The 19,555-nt window shown below is 71.2% G+C and carries 20 protein-coding genes; 14 read left to right on the top strand and 6 right to left on the bottom strand.

Features of this window, described 5'->3' with window-relative positions:
* The first annotated feature begins 122 nt into the window (after positions 1-122).
* From ACIF6L_RS35020 to ACIF6L_RS34995, 6 genes are all read left to right on the top strand, one after another.
* Positions 123-1,208, top strand: a complete 1,086-nt coding sequence (locus ACIF6L_RS35020) for a hypothetical protein (protein ID WP_396491630.1) — start codon at positions 123-125, stop codon at positions 1,206-1,208.
* Positions 1,198-1,944 (top strand): hypothetical protein, encoded by a 747-nt coding sequence (locus ACIF6L_RS35015; protein WP_396491631.1) that lies wholly within the window; start codon positions 1,198-1,200, stop codon positions 1,942-1,944. The genes ACIF6L_RS35020 and ACIF6L_RS35015 overlap by 11 nt, the downstream gene beginning before the upstream one ends.
* Positions 1,937-2,425 carry a hypothetical protein gene (locus tag ACIF6L_RS35010; RefSeq protein ID WP_396491632.1) on the top strand — a complete coding sequence of 163 codons (489 nt, stop codon included), beginning with the start codon at positions 1,937-1,939 and terminating at the stop codon, positions 2,423-2,425. The genes ACIF6L_RS35015 and ACIF6L_RS35010 overlap by 8 nt, the downstream gene beginning before the upstream one ends.
* A gap of 328 nt (positions 2,426-2,753) precedes the next feature.
* Complete coding sequence (locus ACIF6L_RS35005) at positions 2,754-3,533, top strand: hypothetical protein (RefSeq protein ID WP_396491633.1); 780 nt, start codon at positions 2,754-2,756, stop codon at positions 3,531-3,533.
* A 258-nt stretch (positions 3,534-3,791) separates the two neighbouring features.
* Entirely contained in the window at positions 3,792-5,186 is a 1,395-nt protein-coding gene (locus tag ACIF6L_RS35000; RefSeq protein ID WP_396491634.1) for a hypothetical protein, read from the top strand.
* Positions 5,187-5,220: 34 nt separating this feature from the next.
* Positions 5,221-5,772 carry a hypothetical protein gene (locus ACIF6L_RS34995; protein WP_396491635.1) on the top strand — a complete coding sequence of 184 codons (552 nt, stop codon included), beginning with the start codon at positions 5,221-5,223 and terminating at the stop codon, positions 5,770-5,772.
* A gap of 89 nt (positions 5,773-5,861) precedes the next feature.
* Here the strand turns inward: ACIF6L_RS34995 and ACIF6L_RS34990 are convergent, their stop codons facing one another.
* From ACIF6L_RS34990 to ACIF6L_RS34965, 6 genes are all read right to left on the bottom strand, one after another.
* Positions 5,862-6,443: a hypothetical protein gene (locus ACIF6L_RS34990; protein ID WP_396491636.1), complete on the bottom strand. Its 582-nt coding sequence runs from the start codon at positions 6,441-6,443 to the stop codon at positions 5,862-5,864.
* 184 nt (positions 6,444-6,627) lie between these two features.
* Positions 6,628-7,563, bottom strand: coding sequence for a hypothetical protein (locus ACIF6L_RS34985; RefSeq protein WP_396491637.1), 936 nt, complete (start codon positions 7,561-7,563; stop codon positions 6,628-6,630).
* Positions 7,564-7,628: 65 nt separating this feature from the next.
* Positions 7,629-8,135: a hypothetical protein gene (locus ACIF6L_RS34980; protein ID WP_396491638.1), complete on the bottom strand. Its 507-nt coding sequence runs from the start codon at positions 8,133-8,135 to the stop codon at positions 7,629-7,631.
* Positions 8,136-8,242: 107 nt separating this feature from the next.
* Positions 8,243-8,611 (bottom strand): hypothetical protein, encoded by a 369-nt coding sequence (locus tag ACIF6L_RS34975; protein WP_396491639.1) that lies wholly within the window; start codon positions 8,609-8,611, stop codon positions 8,243-8,245.
* A gap of 43 nt (positions 8,612-8,654) precedes the next feature.
* Complete coding sequence (locus tag ACIF6L_RS34970; protein ID WP_396491640.1) at positions 8,655-8,945, bottom strand: hypothetical protein; 291 nt, start codon at positions 8,943-8,945, stop codon at positions 8,655-8,657.
* 181 nt (positions 8,946-9,126) lie between these two features.
* Positions 9,127-9,420, bottom strand: a complete 294-nt coding sequence (locus tag ACIF6L_RS34965) for a hypothetical protein (RefSeq protein WP_396491641.1) — start codon at positions 9,418-9,420, stop codon at positions 9,127-9,129.
* A gap of 422 nt (positions 9,421-9,842) precedes the next feature.
* On the opposite strand from ACIF6L_RS34965, the gene ACIF6L_RS34960 reads away from it, so the two are divergent.
* The 8 genes from ACIF6L_RS34960 (at position 9,843) to ACIF6L_RS34925 (ending at position 19,222) form a co-directional block, all read left to right on the top strand.
* On the top strand, positions 9,843-10,184 hold the full coding sequence (locus ACIF6L_RS34960) for a hypothetical protein (RefSeq protein ID WP_396491642.1): 342 nt from the start codon (positions 9,843-9,845) through the stop codon (positions 10,182-10,184).
* Between the two features lie 86 nt (positions 10,185-10,270).
* The gene (locus tag ACIF6L_RS34955; protein WP_396491643.1) at positions 10,271-11,710 is read left to right on the top strand and encodes an AAA family ATPase; all 1,440 of its coding nucleotides are present in this window, start codon (positions 10,271-10,273) and stop codon (positions 11,708-11,710) included.
* Between the two features lie 138 nt (positions 11,711-11,848).
* Positions 11,849-12,046: a hypothetical protein gene (locus ACIF6L_RS34950; RefSeq protein WP_396491644.1), complete on the top strand. Its 198-nt coding sequence runs from the start codon at positions 11,849-11,851 to the stop codon at positions 12,044-12,046.
* Positions 12,046-12,651 carry a WhiB family transcriptional regulator gene (locus tag ACIF6L_RS34945; protein ID WP_396491645.1) on the top strand — a complete coding sequence of 202 codons (606 nt, stop codon included), beginning with the start codon at positions 12,046-12,048 and terminating at the stop codon, positions 12,649-12,651. The genes ACIF6L_RS34950 and ACIF6L_RS34945 overlap by 1 nt, the downstream gene beginning before the upstream one ends.
* Positions 12,648-13,025 carry a hypothetical protein gene (locus ACIF6L_RS34940; protein ID WP_396491646.1) on the top strand — a complete coding sequence of 126 codons (378 nt, stop codon included), beginning with the start codon at positions 12,648-12,650 and terminating at the stop codon, positions 13,023-13,025. The genes ACIF6L_RS34945 and ACIF6L_RS34940 overlap by 4 nt, the downstream gene beginning before the upstream one ends.
* 1,366 nt (positions 13,026-14,391) lie before the next feature.
* Positions 14,392-16,320 (top strand): hypothetical protein, encoded by a 1,929-nt coding sequence (locus ACIF6L_RS34935; RefSeq protein WP_396491647.1) that lies wholly within the window; start codon positions 14,392-14,394, stop codon positions 16,318-16,320.
* Positions 16,321-16,620: 300 nt separating this feature from the next.
* A complete protein-coding gene (locus ACIF6L_RS34930) occupies positions 16,621-18,054 on the top strand; it encodes a ParB/RepB/Spo0J family partition protein (RefSeq protein WP_396492643.1) in 1,434 nt (477 codons plus the stop codon).
* A gap of 313 nt (positions 18,055-18,367) precedes the next feature.
* On the top strand, positions 18,368-19,222 hold the full coding sequence (locus ACIF6L_RS34925; RefSeq protein ID WP_396491541.1) for a ParA family protein: 855 nt from the start codon (positions 18,368-18,370) through the stop codon (positions 19,220-19,222).
* Positions 19,223-19,555: the final 333 nt, after the last annotated feature.

Raw genomic sequence — 19,555 nt, 5'->3', positions numbered from 1 at the left:
AGGAGTCGAAGAGCTCCCGCACCGCGCGATGTTGAACGTCCGTCAGGTCCACCCACCGCCTTGCGCTGATGCTGCGCGCGGGCCCGGGTCGCGGGACCGAGCACCGCGCCGAGAGGCATCACGTGCCCAAGAACAAGCGTTCCCAGAAGAAGACCGCCCGCGCGAAGCAGCGGGCCACCGGAGCCCCCTACACCGCCGCCGCCGGCGGATCCGGACACCAGCACCCGGCGCCCGACTTCGGCGTGCTGGACTCCCGCCTGTACGGGGTCACCCGGCAGGTGAGCCTGTGCCCCGCGGCCGCGCTGGTCGGTGCCGCCCGCGCCGGGTGCCGACCGTGCCAGGACTCCGCGATCCCCGCCCTGGTGGCCGGCGACCGGCTGGTGGTGGCCCACCTGGCCGGGCTGCCGTTCAGCCTGCTGCCTACCCCTGGCCTGATGTCGCCCGCCTCGGTACGGGTGTGGAAGGTCGCCCGCCGGATGCTCGACGAGAGCTTGGAGGGCCCCGCCCCGGCCGCACCGATGCTCGCCGTGCTGGAGGAGCTGAGCCTGACCGAGGTGCGCGACGTGGTGGAGGACGCTCTCGACCTGTGGGCCGCGCTCGGCGCCACCCCCGAAGAGTTCGCGGCCGCGGCCGCCCCGCCCACCGAGGACGACCCGCAGCAGGACCCGCAGGATCCGGAGGACGACCTGCCGGAGGCCACCGAGCCCCCCGAGAACCCGTTCACCGGCGAGGGCCTGGTGTTCCTGACCGGCGAGCAGCTGGCCGCGGGGATCCCACTGCCGATGCTCGTGCAGTCCGCGCTGGCCGGCACCGTGGACGACGAGATCACCGAGCACGCCCACGACCTTTTCCAGGGCCTGGTCGAGCGCGGGCCGGCCGCCGGCCGCCAGGCCGCTCTCCTCCTGGCCCAGTACGTGCTCTCCACCGGCTACTACGGCACCGGCATGGAGGCAGCCGTGCGCTACTACCGCCAGCAGCCGCCCCCGATGATGACTCAGGCCCCGGCGCTGACCACCCTGCACCTGCTGCTGTCCGCGTTCATCGCCACCGGCCGGCCCGGCGCCGAGAGGATCCTGAGCGACGACCTGACCGGCGCCGAGCTGGACGGCCTGGTGCGCTACCTGTTCTGCATCGCCGCCGGCATGTCCGGCTTCCCCCGCGCCCGCCAGGCCGAGCTGACCGAGGAACTGTGCGCCGATGCCCGCTGACCCCACCACCACCGCCGCACAGACCAGCACCGACCCCGCGGACACCGCCCACCTGCGCGCCGGGCGCCGCATCACCCTGGAGGAGATCGCAGGCCACATGTCGAGCGCCGCCGTCCTGCTGCGCCAGCTCGGCCGCGCCGCCGAGACCCCGGCCGTCCCCGTCGAACTCGCCGACCTCATCGACACCCTCAACCGGAGCGCCGACGAGATCGCCCGGGAAGCCGGGACCGTCCAGCGGCTGGCGGCCGCCGCCGACGGCGACCTCCCGCTGGCCGCCACCTTCGACGACGGCCGGCGCTGGGGCGCCGCCGCTCGCGAAGAGGTCCGCGACACCACCGGCCGCCAGGCCTACCCGCCCGCGGTCGTGCCCACCTACAAGCAGCTGATCATGCTGGCCCAGCGCGGCCGCACCGTCCCCGCCGACCACCCCATGCACAGGTGGTCGCAGGTCGAGACGACCACGTTCCCCGAGGCCATGGACGGCGTGCACTTCGTGGAGTCCAAGGTCGCCGCCGGCCGCCGCGCCGCCGAGCGGGAGAAGGCGATCCGCGTCGAGGTGTTGGCAATCGAGTGCGGCAACGACACGTGCGGCCAGGACGCGGGCGCGCCATGTCGCACCAGCACCGGCCGGCTCACCGAGCAGCCCCACAAGGCACGCCTGGCCGAGGCGACCCGGCGGGTGGACGAGCGCCTGGACACCCTCGGCCCCACCATCACGGTGACCCGCCATGTCTGAACCACTGCTCCTCGCACAGATCGCCCGCCGCGCCCACGTCGGCCGGGCCGCCGTCGTCAACTGGCGCCGGCGGCACGACGACTTCCCCGCACCGGTCGGCGGCGACGGCGTGCACCCGACGTTCGACGCCGACGCCGTCGACCACTGGCTGCACGCCCACGGCATGGCCGACACCTTCACCCTGCGGCCGCCAGGGCCGCCGGCGCTCCTCACGCTGCCCGACGGCACGACCGTGACCCTCCACGCCCCCTGGTTCCGCCGCGACCCCGACCACGGGTTGGCGGAACTCGGCGGAGGAACCCACCGCGACGCCTGGATCCCCCTGGCGAACGCCATCCTCACCCGGGTCCAGGTCGAGGGCGAACCCCCCTTCGCGGTGCGCCGGGCCGGCGCCGACATCACCGACTACCCCGCCCGCTACATCCGCCTGCTCTGGCGGGTCGAGGACGAACACCCGTCGTTCGAACCGCCGTTGTTCTGATACGCCGCCCGCAACCGCCGACGACGTGTGAACACCCTGCTGCCCGGCCGGCCACCCGGCCGGGCAGCACATGAATGTTCCCCGGCCCCGGGCGCGCACCGCTGGTCGGGTGGCCCTCGGCCGAAGACCTCCCCAGCAGCGGCGCCGGCGTTGTAGTCTGCCCCTTGGCTGGACACGCACTGCCGCTCGTCGCTGCCCGATCCCCGCCCACGCCGGGGGTGTCCGGGCGTCGCCGATGACTAGGGACTCAAGGGTTCCCGTGTAGCTGGACACCCAACTGCCTTCTCCGGCGGGGTGCGTGGGACAACCCGCCAGGATCGAAGCCCCCGTGTCACCCAAGCGCAACCGCTCCACGGCCGCCAAGCGCGCCCGCGCGGCGCAGCAGGACAACCCCGAGATCCCCTACACCGAGCTGTTGCGCGCCGAGCAGGCCGCCGGCTCCGCCCCCGCTGGCAAGCCCGACCAGGCTCCGGCCACCCCCACCACCGGAGGTACCCGCATGTCCCTCGCCTGGTCCCCCACCACGCTCGTCCGGATCGACTACGACTACGACCGTGCGAACGCCGACCACGCCGGGGGCTCCCGGTACGCCGCCTACGTCCGGATGAAGGGCGAGGCCTTCAACTACTGGGGCGACGAGAGCGACCTTGACCCGGCGCGGTTCGCCGGGGAGGCCTGGCGCATCGCCACCGGCCCGGTGATGTCCCCCGGGTTCGTCCGGATCCGCCCCGACCTGACCTCCGTGCGGGTGTACCGGGACGACTACGAGGGTGCCTTGGCGGTCGCGGTGTCGATGCCGCTGTCGCACGGGCATCTCGTGGGGGCGGACCGGTGGCCGTACGACTGGCAGGACTGGGAGCGGGAGCGCTTCTCCGCTGACGACGAGTTCCGGGGCCGGGAAACGCCCGACCTCGTCCAGGACAAGGTGGCGGTGCTGACCAACACCACGGTGCGGCTCACCCTCCCGAAGGCCCATCTCCACGTCCCGACGACGCTGTCCGGACCCGGACTGGTGATGGACGCCACCACCGCGGTGGAGACGTTGGTGGAGCTGGTCAACCAGCACGCCGGCTCGGCGGTCGCCCGCGTCCTGGGCCAGACGGGCTGACCGGCCCCCGTCGGCGGGGCCGGGTGTTCGCCCGGCCCCGCCGACGGCAGTTGAACCAGGTGGATCGGGCCCCGGCCAGGGCCCGATCCACTACGCTGACCCCGCGGCTGGACACGCACTGCCGCTCGTCGCTGCCCACCCCGCCCACGCCGGGACGGGCGTCGTACGACCAAGGGGTCCACACCAGACGCCCGTGTCGCTTCGCCGTGCCCATCGGGCGGGGAGCGCGTGGGCAGGCCCGCCGGATCCGAGAGCACCGTGACGAAGAAGAACACCTCCCGTGCCGGCGCCCGCGCCCGCCAGGCGCAGCAGGCCGGCTCCACCACCCCGTACACCGCGCTGCTGCGAGCCACCCCTCCATCCGGCGCCGCGGCGTGGTCGCTGCGCACGCTGTTCGTGCAGCTCGCGGTGACCGCTCCGGGTGACACCGCCGAGCAGCGCCGCGAGTGCGCGCAGCTGGTCGCCGATGCCTGGGCCACCCTGACCGGCCTGGCCGGGGACGAGTACCCGGCCGCTGCGACCGTGATGCCGCTGTACAGCAACACTGCGGATGAGCCGGGTTTCGTGCAGGCGGCCGCCACGGTGCAGGCACTGCGGGACTGGAGCAGCAAGTTCGCACTGGCGGACACCGTGGATGATCTGCGCCGCACGGCCCTGCACGCGGTCGCCGAGCGGTGGCCGAAGCTCGGTGAGTACGGCTCCGCGATCGAAGAGCTTGATGCGGCCGAACTCGGCCAGCGCGTGGTGGTGCTGGCGGAGGCCGGCGTCCGGACCCGGGGCATCGACCCACGACTTGCCGCACTTCTTCCGCCGCCGGAGCGGGCCGGCCGCAGGAACGTGACCATGGTGCCGGTCGTCGCGGGCGGCGAGGGCAAGACCATCGCCGTCTCAGAGCTGGACGTGGATGCGGCCGGGCGCGGCCGATGCCCGGTCGCGGTCGACCTGGACCCGCAGCCCGACCTGACCGCTTGGTCCGACGTCCAGGAGGAGCTGGCCGGCGGTTGGCCGTACCGGCTGGTCGACGCCCGGTGGCAGGGCTGGCTCACCGCCGGGAACGGCCTCTACAAGGCCTCGTTCGGCTTCAAGCGGGAGGGACTGGAGGAGCCGTGGCCGTACGCGCGGATCGTGGCCGAGCGGAGCCCGGTGCGCCCGGTCAACCACGAGATCGCGGGCGACGACTCCGCCGAGCGCCTGGCCGCGCTGTGGCAGCAGGCCGGCCGCAAGGCCGTCGCGTCCACCTTGGTCGCGCTGTACCTGGCCGAGCAGCGCCTGCCCCGGCTCGTGTTCGGCGGGCCGCATCCGCTGACGTCCGGCCGTGAGGACAGTTGGGAGGCTGAACGCCTGCTCTCTCTGGCGTGGGGGATCGGCGAGGAGCTGAGCAAGAAGCCGAAGCGCTACGACGAGGCGGCGGCCGAGGGCATCGCCGACGTCCTGGAGGGCTGGGTGCGACACCCGGACTCCTACACCGAGGTCGCCGAGACCCTCTCCGCCCTGTTCGGTCGGCATGCCGACCGGGCGGGCGGGTGGAAGGCGGTGGCGGACCAGTGGTTCCAGCCGCGCGCCCGCGCCGGCCACGACCAGGACCTCATCTTCGGAGTCGCCACCTGGCTGATGAAGGGCTCCGCCGGGTTCGACCCCGACCTGTACCGCTGACCGCTGCCCGATGACGAGCAAGGAGCACAAGGCCATGAGCACCACCCCGTCGCCGGAGTCCACCGCTGCCGTCGCCCGCGCCTACGAGCGGCTGGCCGGACTGTTCGGACCGACCGTCCATGCCGAGGTCGCCGCGCTGCTGGACGACCTGTACGAGGCCGCGGCCAGGCACGGGCACGACCGCGCCAGCGCGGACCTCGGTTCGCTGATCACGGCCGCCACCGAGGCCACCAGAACGAGGTACCGCCACCGCGGGCCCGACCGGTCGCTGGCCGAGCTGCAGCAGCTCACGAAGGCACTCACCACGGCGTTCACCGAGGCCGGGCTGACCCTGGCCCCGACCGCCGGCCGGACCGGTGCCGCGGTCGAGCCGCTGCCGGGCGGCCCGGCCTGGGGTTGGAACGGCCGCACCGGCCTGGCGGTGGGCATCTACCTCAACGGCGGGTGGGACGTGATGGTCAACCAGCCGCAGAGCAGGGTGTTCTCCGTCTACGCCCCGGCCACCGAGGCCGGTGCGCGGGAAGTCGCGGAGATCGTTCACGACGTCCTCACCGGGGAGCGCCCGGACCCGTTCCGCGGCCGCTGACGATGGCGGAGGAGCGCGCGCAGCAGTACCGCTGAACCGACGGGGCCGGGTTCGGCCCTGCCTCCGGGCGATGGCCTCCCGCCGACCGGTCAGCCGTATTCGCTCAGGTCCACGGCCGGGACAGTGCCCTGGGTAGCCCGGCGGTACAGCTCCCAGCCTGCCGGGGTGAGCCTGCCGACCTGATCCGGGCCAAGCTCGACCAGGCCGCCGAGCACGTAGTCCCGGACCGGGGTGGTGTGAGCGAGCGGCCGGCCGGGCCGGCTGTCGTCGTGCCAGCGGCCGCCGGCCAGGCGCAGCCGGCCGCGCGCCAGGGCGTCGAGAAGCCGATGGTCCTCCGCCTCGAGCAGCCGGATGCCGGTGACCCGAACGCCGACGTTGGCGCAGGCCGGGGCGTCGATCTGCTCGGTCTCGTAGCCGGCGCGGTCCAGGATCCGGCGGATCCGGTCGTGATACTCGCCCTCGGTCACCTCGGTGCCCTCGTAGTGGACGTAGCGGCACCGCACGCTGAGAGGGTCATGGCCACCCCAGAGGACGAATCCGGAGCTGCGCACCACGCAACCCTCGTCCCACCCGGGCGCCTGGTGGGCCATCACCGCGTGCGAGACGAGGATCTTGGCCACCCTGGCCCGCTGCGGCCGGTAGCGAACCACCACCTGGTCCACCTCGGTCACCGACGCCCCCTCTCCGGCTCGCCTGTCAGCGGCGGTCGGCGCACGGACGCCCCGATCGCTGCTGCGCAGCGTAGGGGTGGCAGCGGGGTCACGGGGGCAGAACGGCGGTACTGTCACCTGCTCGTGGAACCCACGGGGGTGCGGCGATCTCGCCGCGCCCCCGGGTGGTGGTCGGCCGCGTGTCTCAGGTGGCGCGGAGGGTCGGTCGTTGGGGGGCGAGGCTGACTCGCCAGTGGCTGGTGGTGTCGGCGGCCTGCCAGGCGGGTCGGCCGTTGTGGTGGTCGGGCACGGCGGGCTCGGGCCGGATTCCGGGCAGCTCCCAGCCGCCGATCTCCGCCTCCGGGTCGGTCAGGGCCTCGACCAGCGGCCACAGCGTGAACAGGGCGCTGTTGGCGAACTCGACCAGTGCCTCCTCGGCGTCATCGTCCTGCGTGCCGTCGAGCAGGGTGGTGAAAGCGTTGCTGCCGAGTTCGCGAGTGGAGGCGAGGAGTGTGGGGCGGTCGAGCAGCACGGGATGGGCCAGCAGGCCCTCCCACGTTCCGTCGGTGTCGGCGAGGAGCCGCAGTTCCGGCCGGCCGTTGTTGGTGTCGTGCTCCAGGTGCATGAACAGGCCCAGCGGCAGGGTGACGGGGCCGACTTTGATCGGTCCGGCCAGCGGAGGCAGGGCGATGTAGACGCAGTGCTGGGGCAGGCTGCGCTGGAGGTGGGCAGCGTCGAGGCGGGGGTTGGCCGGGACCAGGTTGGCCCGGTCCTTCCACATGCGGGAGATGTGCTTCTCCTGGGCGTCCGGGTCGATCCAGTAGACGCCCTTGGTCAGGCGCCAGGCGGACAGGGCCGCCAGGCGGGCGACATCGGCCCTGCGGGGATCGAGCGGGGACAGGCGGCGGTTACCGCCGCCGGAGACGACCGCGTAGGACGCGCCCATGGGCAGCCAGCACCAGTCCGGCCAGTCCAGGCTGGTCCCGCGTGATGCCGCCATGCCGTTCAGCTGGGTGAATCCCTGGGGGTAGCGCCGGCGGGCCTCGTCGAGGAACACCTTCGCTCGCTTCTCGGCGAGCTTCATGATCTTCTTCTCGTCGTCGCCGGGCCTGGGAACGGAGGGTCGAGTCGTCGGGGGCATCGCAGCGTCTTCCTCGGGGCGGATGGTCGGTGGCATTCACCATAGGGTCCGCGGGTGACAGGGCGTCACGACCCCTGCTGGACAGTGGCTTCCGCTCGCAGCTGCTGGATGTGCCGGAGTTCGCCCTGCGCGTCGAGGATCCTCTCCTGCGCCTGCTCTTCCCATGCCCGCAGGCGGGCGGCGCGCGGAATCTCCCCAGCGAGTTCGGCGATCTCCGAGGGGATGTCCAGGTGCTCGTGACACACCAGGGTGAGCAGCGAGCCGGTGCCGAGCAGCTGCTGGTCGCAGCCCCGCACGATGCACATCCGCATCACGGTGAGGTCGGCCTCGGAGTCGATCTCGATGCAGTAGCGCAGCCCGTAGGCGTTGATGATCGGCGCCTCGGGGTCGGGGTCCTCCAGGGTGAGGGACCAGTGAGCGGGGTGGGGGGTGTTGTACAGCGCGCGGGTGCTGCGGTCGGTGTCGAAGGCGGCGAGGAGGTGGGCGGTGGCGAGGAGGTTGAGGGTGATGCTGTGGCCGGCGTTGTCGGTGAGCGGCTTGCCGGCCGCGAGATCGGTGGGGGTGGTGGTCATCGGCGCTCCCAAGGGTCAGGGTGTGTGTTCGGCGGGGCTGGCTGGGGTGGGCACTCGGTCCTGCTCCTGCAGATCGGGGCCGCTCAACGCCGGGCGCTACCGCCGCTCTACGCCGCGGGCGATCCGGCCGCGGGGCCCTCGGCCTCGCGGATGCGCCGGTGCAGGGTGTCCAGGAATCTCGGGTAGTGGCCGGCTTGGCGGGCGTCGGCGAAGGCGGGGTGGTCGCTGACCCGCCTCCAGGCGGTGACAGCCTCCTCCCGCAGCCTCGCCAGTTGCTCGGCGAGCTCCGGCGGCCAGAACGAGTGGGCGGGTCCCTCCTGCAGACCGCCCGCGGGGACGTCGCCGGGCCAGCAAAGCCGCTCCAGCCACTGGTCGGGAGCCGGGAACTTCTCCCGGGCCTCGGCTGCGCGCTGCGCGGCCCGGGCCGCGAGCTCCAGCTGGATCAGGTCGTCGGGGATCGCGATGTCATCAGGCACGGGAGCACAGCCTACGGGCGAACCCCATCGGGCGTGGCCGGCCCTACGCTCGGTCCGGGTCCCGGGGGAGCGTTTCGGCCGGGTCGGGCGGAAGCACCGGTGTGCCGGTCCGGCGGTCGGCCGGGTCCTCGCAGACGCGGCCGCGGTCGTCCTGCCTGAAGGTCCGGGGCTCGCGTGTCTCCCGCCCGACTACCCTCCCGGAAGTCCGGTACTCGGTGCACTCCCCCCACGGTGTCGGCTGGGCCAGCTTCCACAGCTGGATCGCCACGAAGGCGAGCATCACGAGGGCGAGGACGGCCGCCACCGCCTTCTGCTGGTTACCGGCCGGCTGCACGGCGAGTAGAGGAGGACGGGGCCGCTGGGGCGGGCGGGGCGGCGGCGGGCGGTATCGGTAGGTCATCGCAACGGGTCCCCTCTCCCGGGCCGATCCGGCCCAGGCGCAGCGTAGTCGCCCGCCGGAGCGCAGGGGAGGCCTTCCGCCGGTTGCCCGTTCACGAAGGGGCGGCTGGAGGTAGCTATCGGCCGGTCCACCAAGTGGGGGCGCTCTCGGTGACGAGTGCGGTGACGAAGTCCGGCCATTCGTGACGCTCGAGGTCGTAGGTGTTCGTCATGGTGGTTCCGTCGAACCGGCCACTGAGCTGGACGGTGACGACGTGGGGGAGGGCGGAGCGCTCCATCTCCTTGTGGGTGATGGTCACCTTGACGGGGTGTATGAGGTCGGGGCCGATCTGGATGGGCTGCTGGTCGTGGACCAGGTGGACGAGCTTCTGAAGCGCGCTGTCCAGGAGGGTGCTCGGGGTGGCGTTCACGGTGCCTCCGTGCTCGTGGTGAAAACAGGGGTGGCGTTATGAAAAGGGTCCGGGTTACGCTGCACGCGTCGTGCGGGAGTCGCAACCCCGCGCTCAGGCCGTTGCCCTTGAAGGGTGGCGGCCTTTGTCGTTCTCGGGGTGGTGGACGCTTCGGATCCTAGCCTAAACAACTTGCTCTTAGGAAGTTGTCTATGTCAGGGTGTGGACACCGGGCAGAGCGCCCGGCCGCCGCAGATCGCACCCGGTGAGGTGCGTGCGGCTACACGGATAGGAGACTGGGCATGTCGACCGCTGTGATCGCGCCGCCCAAGACAGGCCGGCGCGGACCCCCGAGAGGACATCTCTACGTGCCCGCGTCCCCGAAGGACCAACCACCCGCATCCGCCCGTACGACCCGTGGCCGGCGCGCCCCCGGTAAGACGGTGACGTCCCGAGCCCGCTCCATCTACCTCGCCGCGGAGGTGAAGGAGGGCGCCCAGGACCGGGCGCGGGCAGAAGGCGAGGACCTGGCCGTCTACGCCCGGCAGGCCTGGGACCAGTTCCTGGCCGGCGACCTCATCCCGCAGCCGCCCCGCCGTGCCGTCCGTGGCTCCGGGGAGACCAAGGCGAAGTTGGTCCAGTGGGAGGAGGACGAGTTCTGGGACAGCCTGACCGAACGGTGCAAGGACGCTGCCGAGGAGCACGGCTTCAAGGTCAACCCCTCCACCCTCGTCGAGCAGCACCTACGCCACCTCCTCGGCATGGACGACCCGGCCGAGGAGTAGCGCGTCACCGCGGGGATCCGGCGCCTGACCACCGACAACCGGGCCCGTACCCCCGCCCTCGCACAACCGCATAGGAGAGAGTCCCCATGGCTGCGACAGCCAACGGGGCCCCCGTGACCACGGGGGCCCTGGTTCCGCACACCTTCATGCACAACCAGCTGCGCCTCGCGCTGCGGCAGGCCCGTCCCGCGCGCATCATGATCGACGGCCCGCCCGGCTCCGGCCGGACGTGGAACGCGTTGGACCTCGCGGTCGGCCTGGTCGGCCCCGAAGGCCGGATCGGCGTGATCGACACCTCCGGCGGTGCCAGCCAGCGCTACGCCGACGAGTTCAGGTTCGCGGTCCTGGAGCTGACCTCGTTTCGGCCTGAGGACCTCTACTGGGCCCTGTACACCCTGGGCACCAGGGGCTGCGACGTCGTCATCGTCGATACCTACAGCCCGTTCTGGTCCGGCCCCGGCGGCCTGCTGGAACTCGCCGACGCCGAAACGGCGAAGGCGAACGCGGAGGCCGCGAAGCGGAAGCAACCGCTGCCCGGCAACGCGGCTGGCTGGACTGCGGTCCGACCGCGCGAGCGAATGGTCGCCGACGCGCTGCTCGCCTACCCTGGCCACGTCATCGTCACCGTCAACGCCATCACCGAGACCGTGCTGGAGGAGACGGCTTCGGGCCGTACGGTGCCGCGCCGACACGGCACGAAGTTGGACCAGCGCCAGAACGTCGAGTCGCTGTTCGACATCTGCTTCAGCCTGCTGCCGGGCGGCGACCACCAGGCCGTCGTGACGAAGAGTCACCTGCGGGCCCTGGACGGGCAGCTTCTGCAGCTCACCGAGCGGCCGGTCCGCGAGATCGGCGGCCAGATCGCCGAGTGGGCGGCCGACGGGATCGACTGCGCGCCGAAGGCGGAGTTCTACACCCGGGCCTACGACATGGAGGCGACCATCCCCGACCTGGAACGGCTCCGCGGCCAGCTGGTCGACACCCGGGCCCACGGTATGGCGGCGTACAACATCGTGCCGCGCCGGGTCGACAACCACCAGGAGCGGGAGGGGGACCCGATCGCCCTCGGGGTGCTGGTCGCCCGTCGTCTGGAGACGCTGCGGGCCAACGAGGAGAAGGCACGGCGCTCGACGCCCCCCGCCCGAACACAGCCGCCCGCCCCGACCGCCGCAACCCCCTCCTCCCCCGCGCCAACCCCGGCGCGATCGCCCCAGGACGAACCGCCGCCCTCCTTCGGTGGCCGGTCCGACACCCCCGCCGCCAGTCTCCCGGAGGAGATCCCCGTCGTCGGCGAGACCGACCCCACCGAGCTGTCCAAGGCCGCTGTCGTCACCCTCCTGCGAGCCCCGGGCGCCTGGGACGAGCCGTTCAGGTTGATCGAGGCCTGGACGCGGGCCGTGGAGCGGTCGGTGCTGGACGAGCGGGTGTTCTGCACCGATGGCCGGTACTGGACCCTGCGGAATCTCATCCACTCGCGCCAGGAGGAGCTGAAGGCGGCCTCGCTGTTCGCCGACTCTCCGGCCTGACCGACCACCGGAACCGGGCCCGTCGTCCCGGACGCCCCTGCCCGACTGCGGACCGGGGCCAGCACCACCACCCGCCGCGACTGGGTCGGACGGCCCCCAACCGTCCGGCCCGGCCCCACCGCCCCCGGGAGCGCCGCCGTGCGCCGAACCACCCCTCTCACCCTCCTTGTCCTCGCCCTGGCCGCAGCCGGCTGGCTGCAGCTGCGCCGGGCCCGCCGGGAGAGCGCCACCGCCCGCGCCGCCGCGCTGACCGCCCGGTTCGAGGCCGACGTGACTGCCCAGCACCTCAACCGTCGCCGGCCCGCCGGCGATCGACCCCCGAAGGGAGACGTCTGATGCCCACCACCCAAGCCGCGACTGAACGTCTGAACGCCCTCGACGCGCTGACCGCACACCCCGGCTACGACAAGCGGGCATGCGCGCCCGGCCGACTCGACGCCGACCTTTGGTGGTCCACGGACGCCAAGCACATCGGGGTAGCCAAGGCCCACTGCTCCGGTTGCCCCATCGTCAGGGCCTGCGCCAGCTACGCCATCGACCACCGCGAACCGTACGGCGTCTGGGGCGGTCTCGACGAGGAGCAGCGCGCTTCCATTCGCCGCAAGAGGGCCCGCCGGCTGGCCCGGCTGGCCGCCGTTCAGGCCGAGGCCTCCGGCTCCACCTCGCACCGGCTGGTGGAGCCGCCCGCCGAACCCGACGGCACCGTCGTTCGCACGCCCTACCAGGCCGACCTGCTGCGCGCGGTCTTCTACGCGAACGGCAACCTGCGAGAGGCCGCGGCCGCCATCTCCACCCCCTACACGACCGCGTGCTCCACCTACCGGGCCATCGTTGATCGCCTGGGCCTGGTCGACGAGGGGTACGAACGGATCCCGGAGGTCCTCGCCCGTGTCACCGAGCTCGGCCGGCTTGCCCGCGAGGCCCTGGAGCGAGCCGCGTGAACGCGCGGACGGTCACCGGCGCTGACCAGGCCGGCGCGGTGCTGGTCACCGGAACCGCCCAGGTCCTCGAAGGCCTGCTCGTCCTCGGCCTGGTCGAGCACGCCCGCGGCCTGGACGGCCTGCTCGACCTGCTGTTGCCTGACCTCCCGGCCGGCCGTGAGCGCGACGCCGCGTTCTTCCTCGCCGGCGCCAGCGCCGCCACCGCCTCCGCGGCCCGGCGCTGGCGCGGCACCGGATGGGACCCGGCCGAGTTCGCCGACGTCACCGCCCGGCTGCGGGAGGCCGGCTACGACCTGATGGCCCGCAAGGCCACCCGGGCGTTGGGCGCGGCCGCGCTGCTCGGCGATCCAGCCACCGCCAGGTCCCCGTGTTGAGCGCCCGCGGTCCGGGCCGACCACCGCTGCTCACCATCGAGGACCAGGAGCGCATCTCCGAGTTGCTCACCGCGGTGGGGTCGGGGATGAGTCTGAGGGCGGCGGCCGCCGAGATCGGCCTGTCGGTCGGCCCGGTGTACCGGCTGCGCCGCCAGGAGGCGACGTTCCGGCAGGCGTTGAAGGAGGCGCAGAGGGCCGGCCGGGCCGCACGCCGGGGTCCGGCGCGGCACGGGCGGGAGAGCCGGTACGTCAATCAGCGTTGCCGCTGCGAGAAGTGTGTTCCGGTGGCGTCGGCGGCCCGGGTCGGCCGGCGCCGGGCAGCGCGGATGGCGGCCGGATCGTACGGATGCCCGAAGGGGGGATGAGGGGGCCGAACAGAGGAACGGTCGGCGCGCCCGGCCTTGCAGCGGTGCCGCGCGGGAGACGCTGCACCGTGAACCCTCACACCCCAGATAGGAGGATCTTGGGTCGGCCCGTTTCCGCAGGTGAAAGGTCTGCATTGGACCTGAGGAAGGGATCGGACCGGGCCCGTTATTAAGGCTCGCCGAGGGTTGACCAGACGGTAGGGTCATCGGATGATGATCGGACTCACCCCTGTGGATAGAGAATCGGCGCGCTGGTGCTGATGAGTCGCCACCGAGGTGTGACGGACGGTAGTGTGGTACCGGGTCAGAGATCGGTGATCTTGATGACCCCCACTGACAGAGCACAGGAACGCCAAAACCCCGAGTCCTCGGGATCCCAGATAGCTTGCCGGCGCTGGGGAGGATGCTCGGGGTGGAAGGCGCCAAGACCAGAACGGAAGTCTCGACGTGATCGATGGTACCCGCGTTCCCCCCGGGGGACGCAAGAAGACCCACCCCGCGCGCGTGAAGTCTCCGCGTCGGTCGGGTGGGTCTCGTCGTGTCTGAGGCTATTCGTCCGGATCTTCCCCCGGCTCTGTCCATCCCCCAGGTGTCCGCTCCGATGTCGCCCTGGTGGCGTTTCCGGATCGGCTGTCCCGTAGGTGCGATTCCCCGTTGGGGGCTGATCGCCTTGAGCTGAGTCTCTGGGCGGTGATCCGCTGTCCCCTTCCCGGGGGACTTCCACACCGCCCGGCCGTCCGGGTGTTCCCGCACCCGTCACAGCCGCCATGTCACTGCCGGTGCCGCCGTGCCGAGGTTCCCGCCTCTGCCCAGCTGTCCGACTAGGGCCCGCGACCAGGTTCCACCCCGGTCCGCGGGACAACGCTCACCGCTCCACTTCCCGGAGCGGGTCCTTCTGGTTCCCCAAGAACCACCACACAGCCGGCTCCTAGATCGAAATCAGGAGCCGCCGAGGGTGGGCCTTTCTGCGCCCTCGTACAGGTCGAAGGAGCAACGCCATAATGCAGGATCCGCATGCCCTTTGTCAGGTCGAGGCCGGCCAGATCGTCGATGTCGGCCGAATCTCCACCCTGACGGGGGACATTTCCGACGCCGACACCGTCCCGGATGAGGACACGTCGAACTCTGAATTCGAATTCCAGTTCGACACCGCAGGGAATGGATCTTCTCCGTCCCGTGCTCGTTCCCCCCGCGGAACGGCTCCCGCCACGCAGGGCGCTCTGGAGCGCATCCGCGCCCGGGTAGCCAAGGCCGAGGCCGAGAGCGGCCTGCCGGCTCTCTCCCTCGCGCCCGAGCAGGCCGCCATGATCCGGACCATCGTCCGATACACCAACGGCCACCAGCACCTCGCGCGGCTCGGCGCAGGCGAGCGCCTCACCGCCCACCTCTACGTGACCCACGCGAACAGCCAGGGCTACGCCACCCCGGGGTTGAGCCGCGTCGGCGCCCTCCTCGGCGTCGACGCCGAGACCGCCGGCGACTACCTCCGCCGTGTCTCGGGTCTCGGGTACCTGCGGACCACCGGCCGTACCCGCCGCGACGACGGGTCCTTGTCCGTCTACCGGGTTGGCGTCCGCTCGATCACCGACGCCACGGCAGATGGCACCCGCCGCCGGATGACGGCCGCTCAGTGCGCCGTTCTGATCCGCTGGACCGCCGCGCTGCTCTCCGACCGCGACGTCACCGATCTCGGCCCGGACGACCGCTGGCGTCTGCTCCTGGCCGCCGCCGAGTACACGGAGGGGGTCTTCTTCGGTACCCAGGCCGTGCTGGCCGGCCTGTGGGGTCTCTCGGCCGGCGGCACTCGGAAGGCGGTCGCCCGGATGCGGAAGGCCGGGGTGCTGACCACGGAGCAGCTGCGCGAGGGCAGTGGCCGGGTGGGACTGAGCCGGTGGTGCATCGTTCCGATCGTGGCTGCCGTCGCGACCGCGAAGGCCGGGTTCGCCGCGCTGGAAGACCTTGAGGCGCCCCTTCCCGACGACCTCTTTGCCGGTCTCGACCGGCGTCCCCTTCTGCCGAATGGACCCTTCAAGATCAACTTTGGTTCTGACCTGCACAAACACCGAATCGCCGCAGGTCAGGACCGGCGTCCCCTTCTGCCGGAACAGGACGCTCCCCTTACAACTCTCGATGGTGAACTGTCCGTTCAGAAGGTGCGGGAGGTAGGCCGAACGGACGGATCCGAATCTCCTGCCGCCAAGTCCAAGCCGGCGCTCCGAACCCAGCCGATGCGGATCACCGAGGGCACCCGACTGCTCGGGTCGATCTGCGCCCGGCTGGCTCTCGGTGACCCGCGCTGGTCGCAGGTCAGGGGAATCGTTCTCGAGGACCAGGGCGTCGTCGTTGACGGCCTGCTGGCTATCGGGTGGACCCCGCAGCACATCGACGCCTTGCTGGACGGCCAGCCTCTCCCGCACCCGGCCGAGGTCACGACCAGCATCGGCGCCGTGGTGGCCGGCCGGCTGCGTACTGCTGCTGCCGGACCGGTTCCCCAGCCGCGACGGGCCGGCCTCGTCGACGAGCCCGACTCCAACGCCCACCGGCTCGCCGAGCGTCACGCCTGGTGGCTGGACGAGGTAGGCCCCCGCCACAGCAGCACCGAGGCCGCGAACCGCACGGTCAACCAGGCGAAGAACCACACTGTCCACCCGGAGTGCGAGGGCAAGAACGGTACCTGTGGCCGGCCCACCGTTCCTGGCGAACTCTGCCAGTACTGCGACCCCCGCCCGACCCCCTCGGAGCGGGCAGCGGCCGAGGCCTTCGCTCGATGGGCGGAGGACGACGCGAAGTGGCGCGGCCTGGACGCGCCGACCAACGCCCCGCGCCGTGACTGGCTGGACGGCTGGGAGCTCGACAGCACGCCGTCGGGCAGGGCCTGGTCGGACGCCGAGGCCACGGAGGCCGAGCATCTGATTGGGCTCCGTGACTAGCACCCGAGTGATTGCGCGGCAATCACTGCACCCCCAGTGGCTGCGATAGCAGGCGACGCGCTGAAGCGGCTATTGCGGCATCAGAAGCCAGGCAGAGGCGACATACTGTTCCGGAACGCGCGCTTGAGCTTGCTCGCCGCCGCTTCCTGCCGAGGTTCGACCTCACCTCGAAATGAGCAGTTTGCCCGTAATGCCGTCCCGAGTGATTGCGCCGCAATCACTACCGGGCCGCCGACGAGCAGTGACCCGGGAGCTAAGCTCACGCCCGAGAGTCCCCCTGTCCCCCTCCGGAGAACACCCATGGCCACATCCGGCCTCGGCGGTCGCAACCTCATGGCCGCTCGATCCCAGGCCCAGCAACTCGCCAGCAGGCAGCCGACCGCCAGCGTTGATGATCTCTTCCCCAGCCCGACCAACGGCCGCAAACGGCTGCGGAACATCGAGGCGCTGGCCGCCACCATCGCAACGGACGGCTTGAACACGGCACTCACTGTCGTCCCGGCCGACCACTACCTCAAGCACCACCCCGAGCACACCGAGGCTGTCACCCAGGCCGGCAAGCCCTACGTTGTGCTCGGCGGTCACCGCCGTCTTGAAGCAGCGAAGGCTGCGGGCCTGGCCCGTGTTGCGATCAACGTGGTGTTCGAAGTCAAGAACATCCGCATCGCCTCACTTCAGGAGAACCTCCAGCGCGAGCCCCTCACCCCTGTTGAGGAAGGCGAGGAGTTTCAGCGGGCGCTGACTGAGCTGTCTCTGTCCCAGCGTGGTCTCGCAAAGCGGCTCGGCGCCGAGACCAACAAGCGGATCTCGCAGACCTACATCTCGCAGCGCATCGCCCTCTTGAAGTTGATTTCCGAGCTCCAAGATGCCGTTGATGACCACTGGAGCGGCGAGCGCGATACCGGTCTCACGCTCAAGTTCGCTGCCGAGATGCTGGCGCGTCTGACCCACGAGGCGCAGCGCGCGTTCTTGAAGGGCCAGTTCAGCAGGGAGGATGTGGCGGTAGCAACCCGCCGCCGAAGCGGTGAACTCACCACGGATGACGTGACCACGGTCCTTCGCGAACTGGCGGCCGAACGTCTGGCAGCGGGCGATGGCCAGACAGCGGCTGACGGGGTGATTGCGCCGCAATCACCCCCGCCAACTGCCACCGGTACGGGCGCGGCTGAGCCGACAGGCAGCCCCGAAGGAGCAGTCGTGACGGCTGCGGGCCAGGCGACGCCAGACGGGGTGATTGCGCCGCAATCACCTTCGCCGGCCGTCGTCAGCGCGGGCGCGGCTGAGCCGACAGGCAGCCCCGAAGGAGCAGTCGTGACGGCTGCGGGCCAGGCGACGCCAGACGGGGTGATTGCGCCGCAATCACCCCCGCCAACTGCCACCGGTACGGGCGCGGCTGTTGCTGAGGGGTCGATGCCTGCCCAGCGAGCCGCCACTGAGGCCGACCGGGTCGCGGCGGGCGGGGTGATTGCGCCGCAATCACCTCTGCCGGCCCTTGTCCCGGCCCTTGTCAGCGCAGGCGTGGCTGAGCCGGCAGGCAGTGCCACCTCGTTGCCGGACAACGGCACACCCGTTCTGGCCACGGCGGAGCCCGAGTCGGCTCAGCAGGACCCCATGGAACCAGCCACCCGGGTAGTGACTCTCAGCGGTGGTCCTGAGCAGGTGGCGCTGGCGGTTCTCGACGCACTGACGGCAGAAGAGATCGACACCTTCCGCAACCTGTTGGGCGGCGGCTGACAGGTCCTACCGTTCACCCCGCCGAGTGATTCATCGGCGGGGTGGGTGGCGCCTTGTTGGAAGCCGGTGTACGGTGCCGTCGAACCTCACGTCCTTACTCGCCCGCCGTGCCACATGCCGGCCGCCGAGAGCCGCCTGCCAACGGCTGGCCCCAAGGCCGCCCGCCCGGCGCGCAACCCGGACGAACCTGCGCAGCACACCACCTCTCCCTGGGACACAAGATTGTGCCCAGCTGAGGGCGTGAGTGATTGCCGCGCAATCATCTCGAAGGCACGCGTCGGTAGCGCAGTGCCCCAATTCCGTGGGAGACCTCGTGTCGGCCAAGTACCTCAACAAGACCACCAGCACCCGAATCATCGCCTTCATCAACCAGGCCGGCGGAGCGGGGAAGACCACCTCGGCGGTCACCATCGCGGCCTGGCTCGCGCGATACGGGCTGAAGGTGTTGTTCGTCGGCCTCGATGCGCAATGCGACGGATCCGCGGCCCTTGGCTACGACGCGCCGGACGAGATCCCTGGTCAGAGCACCCTCTACGACGTACTCACCGACCCAGCCGTCAAGCTCCGCGACGCCATCGTGCCCGCCTATGCCGGCCCCGTAGAGGACCCCAAGAGCAAGCCGATCGACGGCCTGGACCTGGTCCTCGAATCCGTTGAACTGGAGAACGCCGAACAGCTCCTCACCACCCGTATGGGGCGGGAGATGTGGCTCCAGCAGGTACTCGCTCCTGTCGTCGACGATTACGACGTCATCCTGCTCGACTGCCCGGGAAACCTTGGGCTGGTCGTCGTGAACGCACTCGTCGTCGCCACCGAGGTCATCGTCTGCGTGAAGCCGGGGTGGAAGGAACTTCGCGCGCTGACCCGGATCGAGCAGAACATCAACCGCATCGCCGGCACCTTCGCTGCCAACGGCGCGAATCCGCAGATGACCGGTGTTCTCATGGTCGATGTTCCGACCACTCGTTCCGCCGGTGCCGTCTACGACGACTCGAAGACCGAAGCGGCCACGGCCTACCAGGACAGGTTCCTCCCCACCATCCGCCGATCGACGAAGGTGCCCGAGGCCTACGCCCACCAGAAGGCGCTCCCCTTCTACGCGCGCGCCGACGAGGTCACCACCGACTACGCCGCGGTGGTCAAGGCGCTCGGCTTCAGTCGCAGCTGATTGCCGCGCAATCACGCGGTACCCGCCATCAGGCGGGTACCGCGTGAAATCGGTTCGGGCTACACTCGCCGTGTATTCACGGGCGTGTGCCTCGTCAGGGGCGGCCCGTGGGGACTCTCAGTGCCCCCGTAGCGTGTGGTTCGTTGTCGGTAAACAATCTGAACCTCTCGGTGCGGGGGCATCTCCATACCCTTAGCTACACTGCGCCACCGAGGTCTAGATGGAGCGTCACTTAAGCGCCAAATAGGCCTGCGGGTATGGCGCGATCGTTAGATCGTTTGCGACGCTAGCCCTGGCCCGGCGCTCACCGGCGGCCCGAGCGTGCCTTCCCCC

Origin of the sequence: Kitasatospora sp. NPDC086009 (assembly GCF_044540385.1) — a bacterium.
In the GTDB taxonomy this organism is placed as follows: Bacteria; Actinomycetota; Actinomycetes; order Streptomycetales; family Streptomycetaceae; genus Kitasatospora.
Note: the sequence above shows the minus strand (reverse complement) of the source record. Positions and strands in the feature narration are given on the sequence as shown.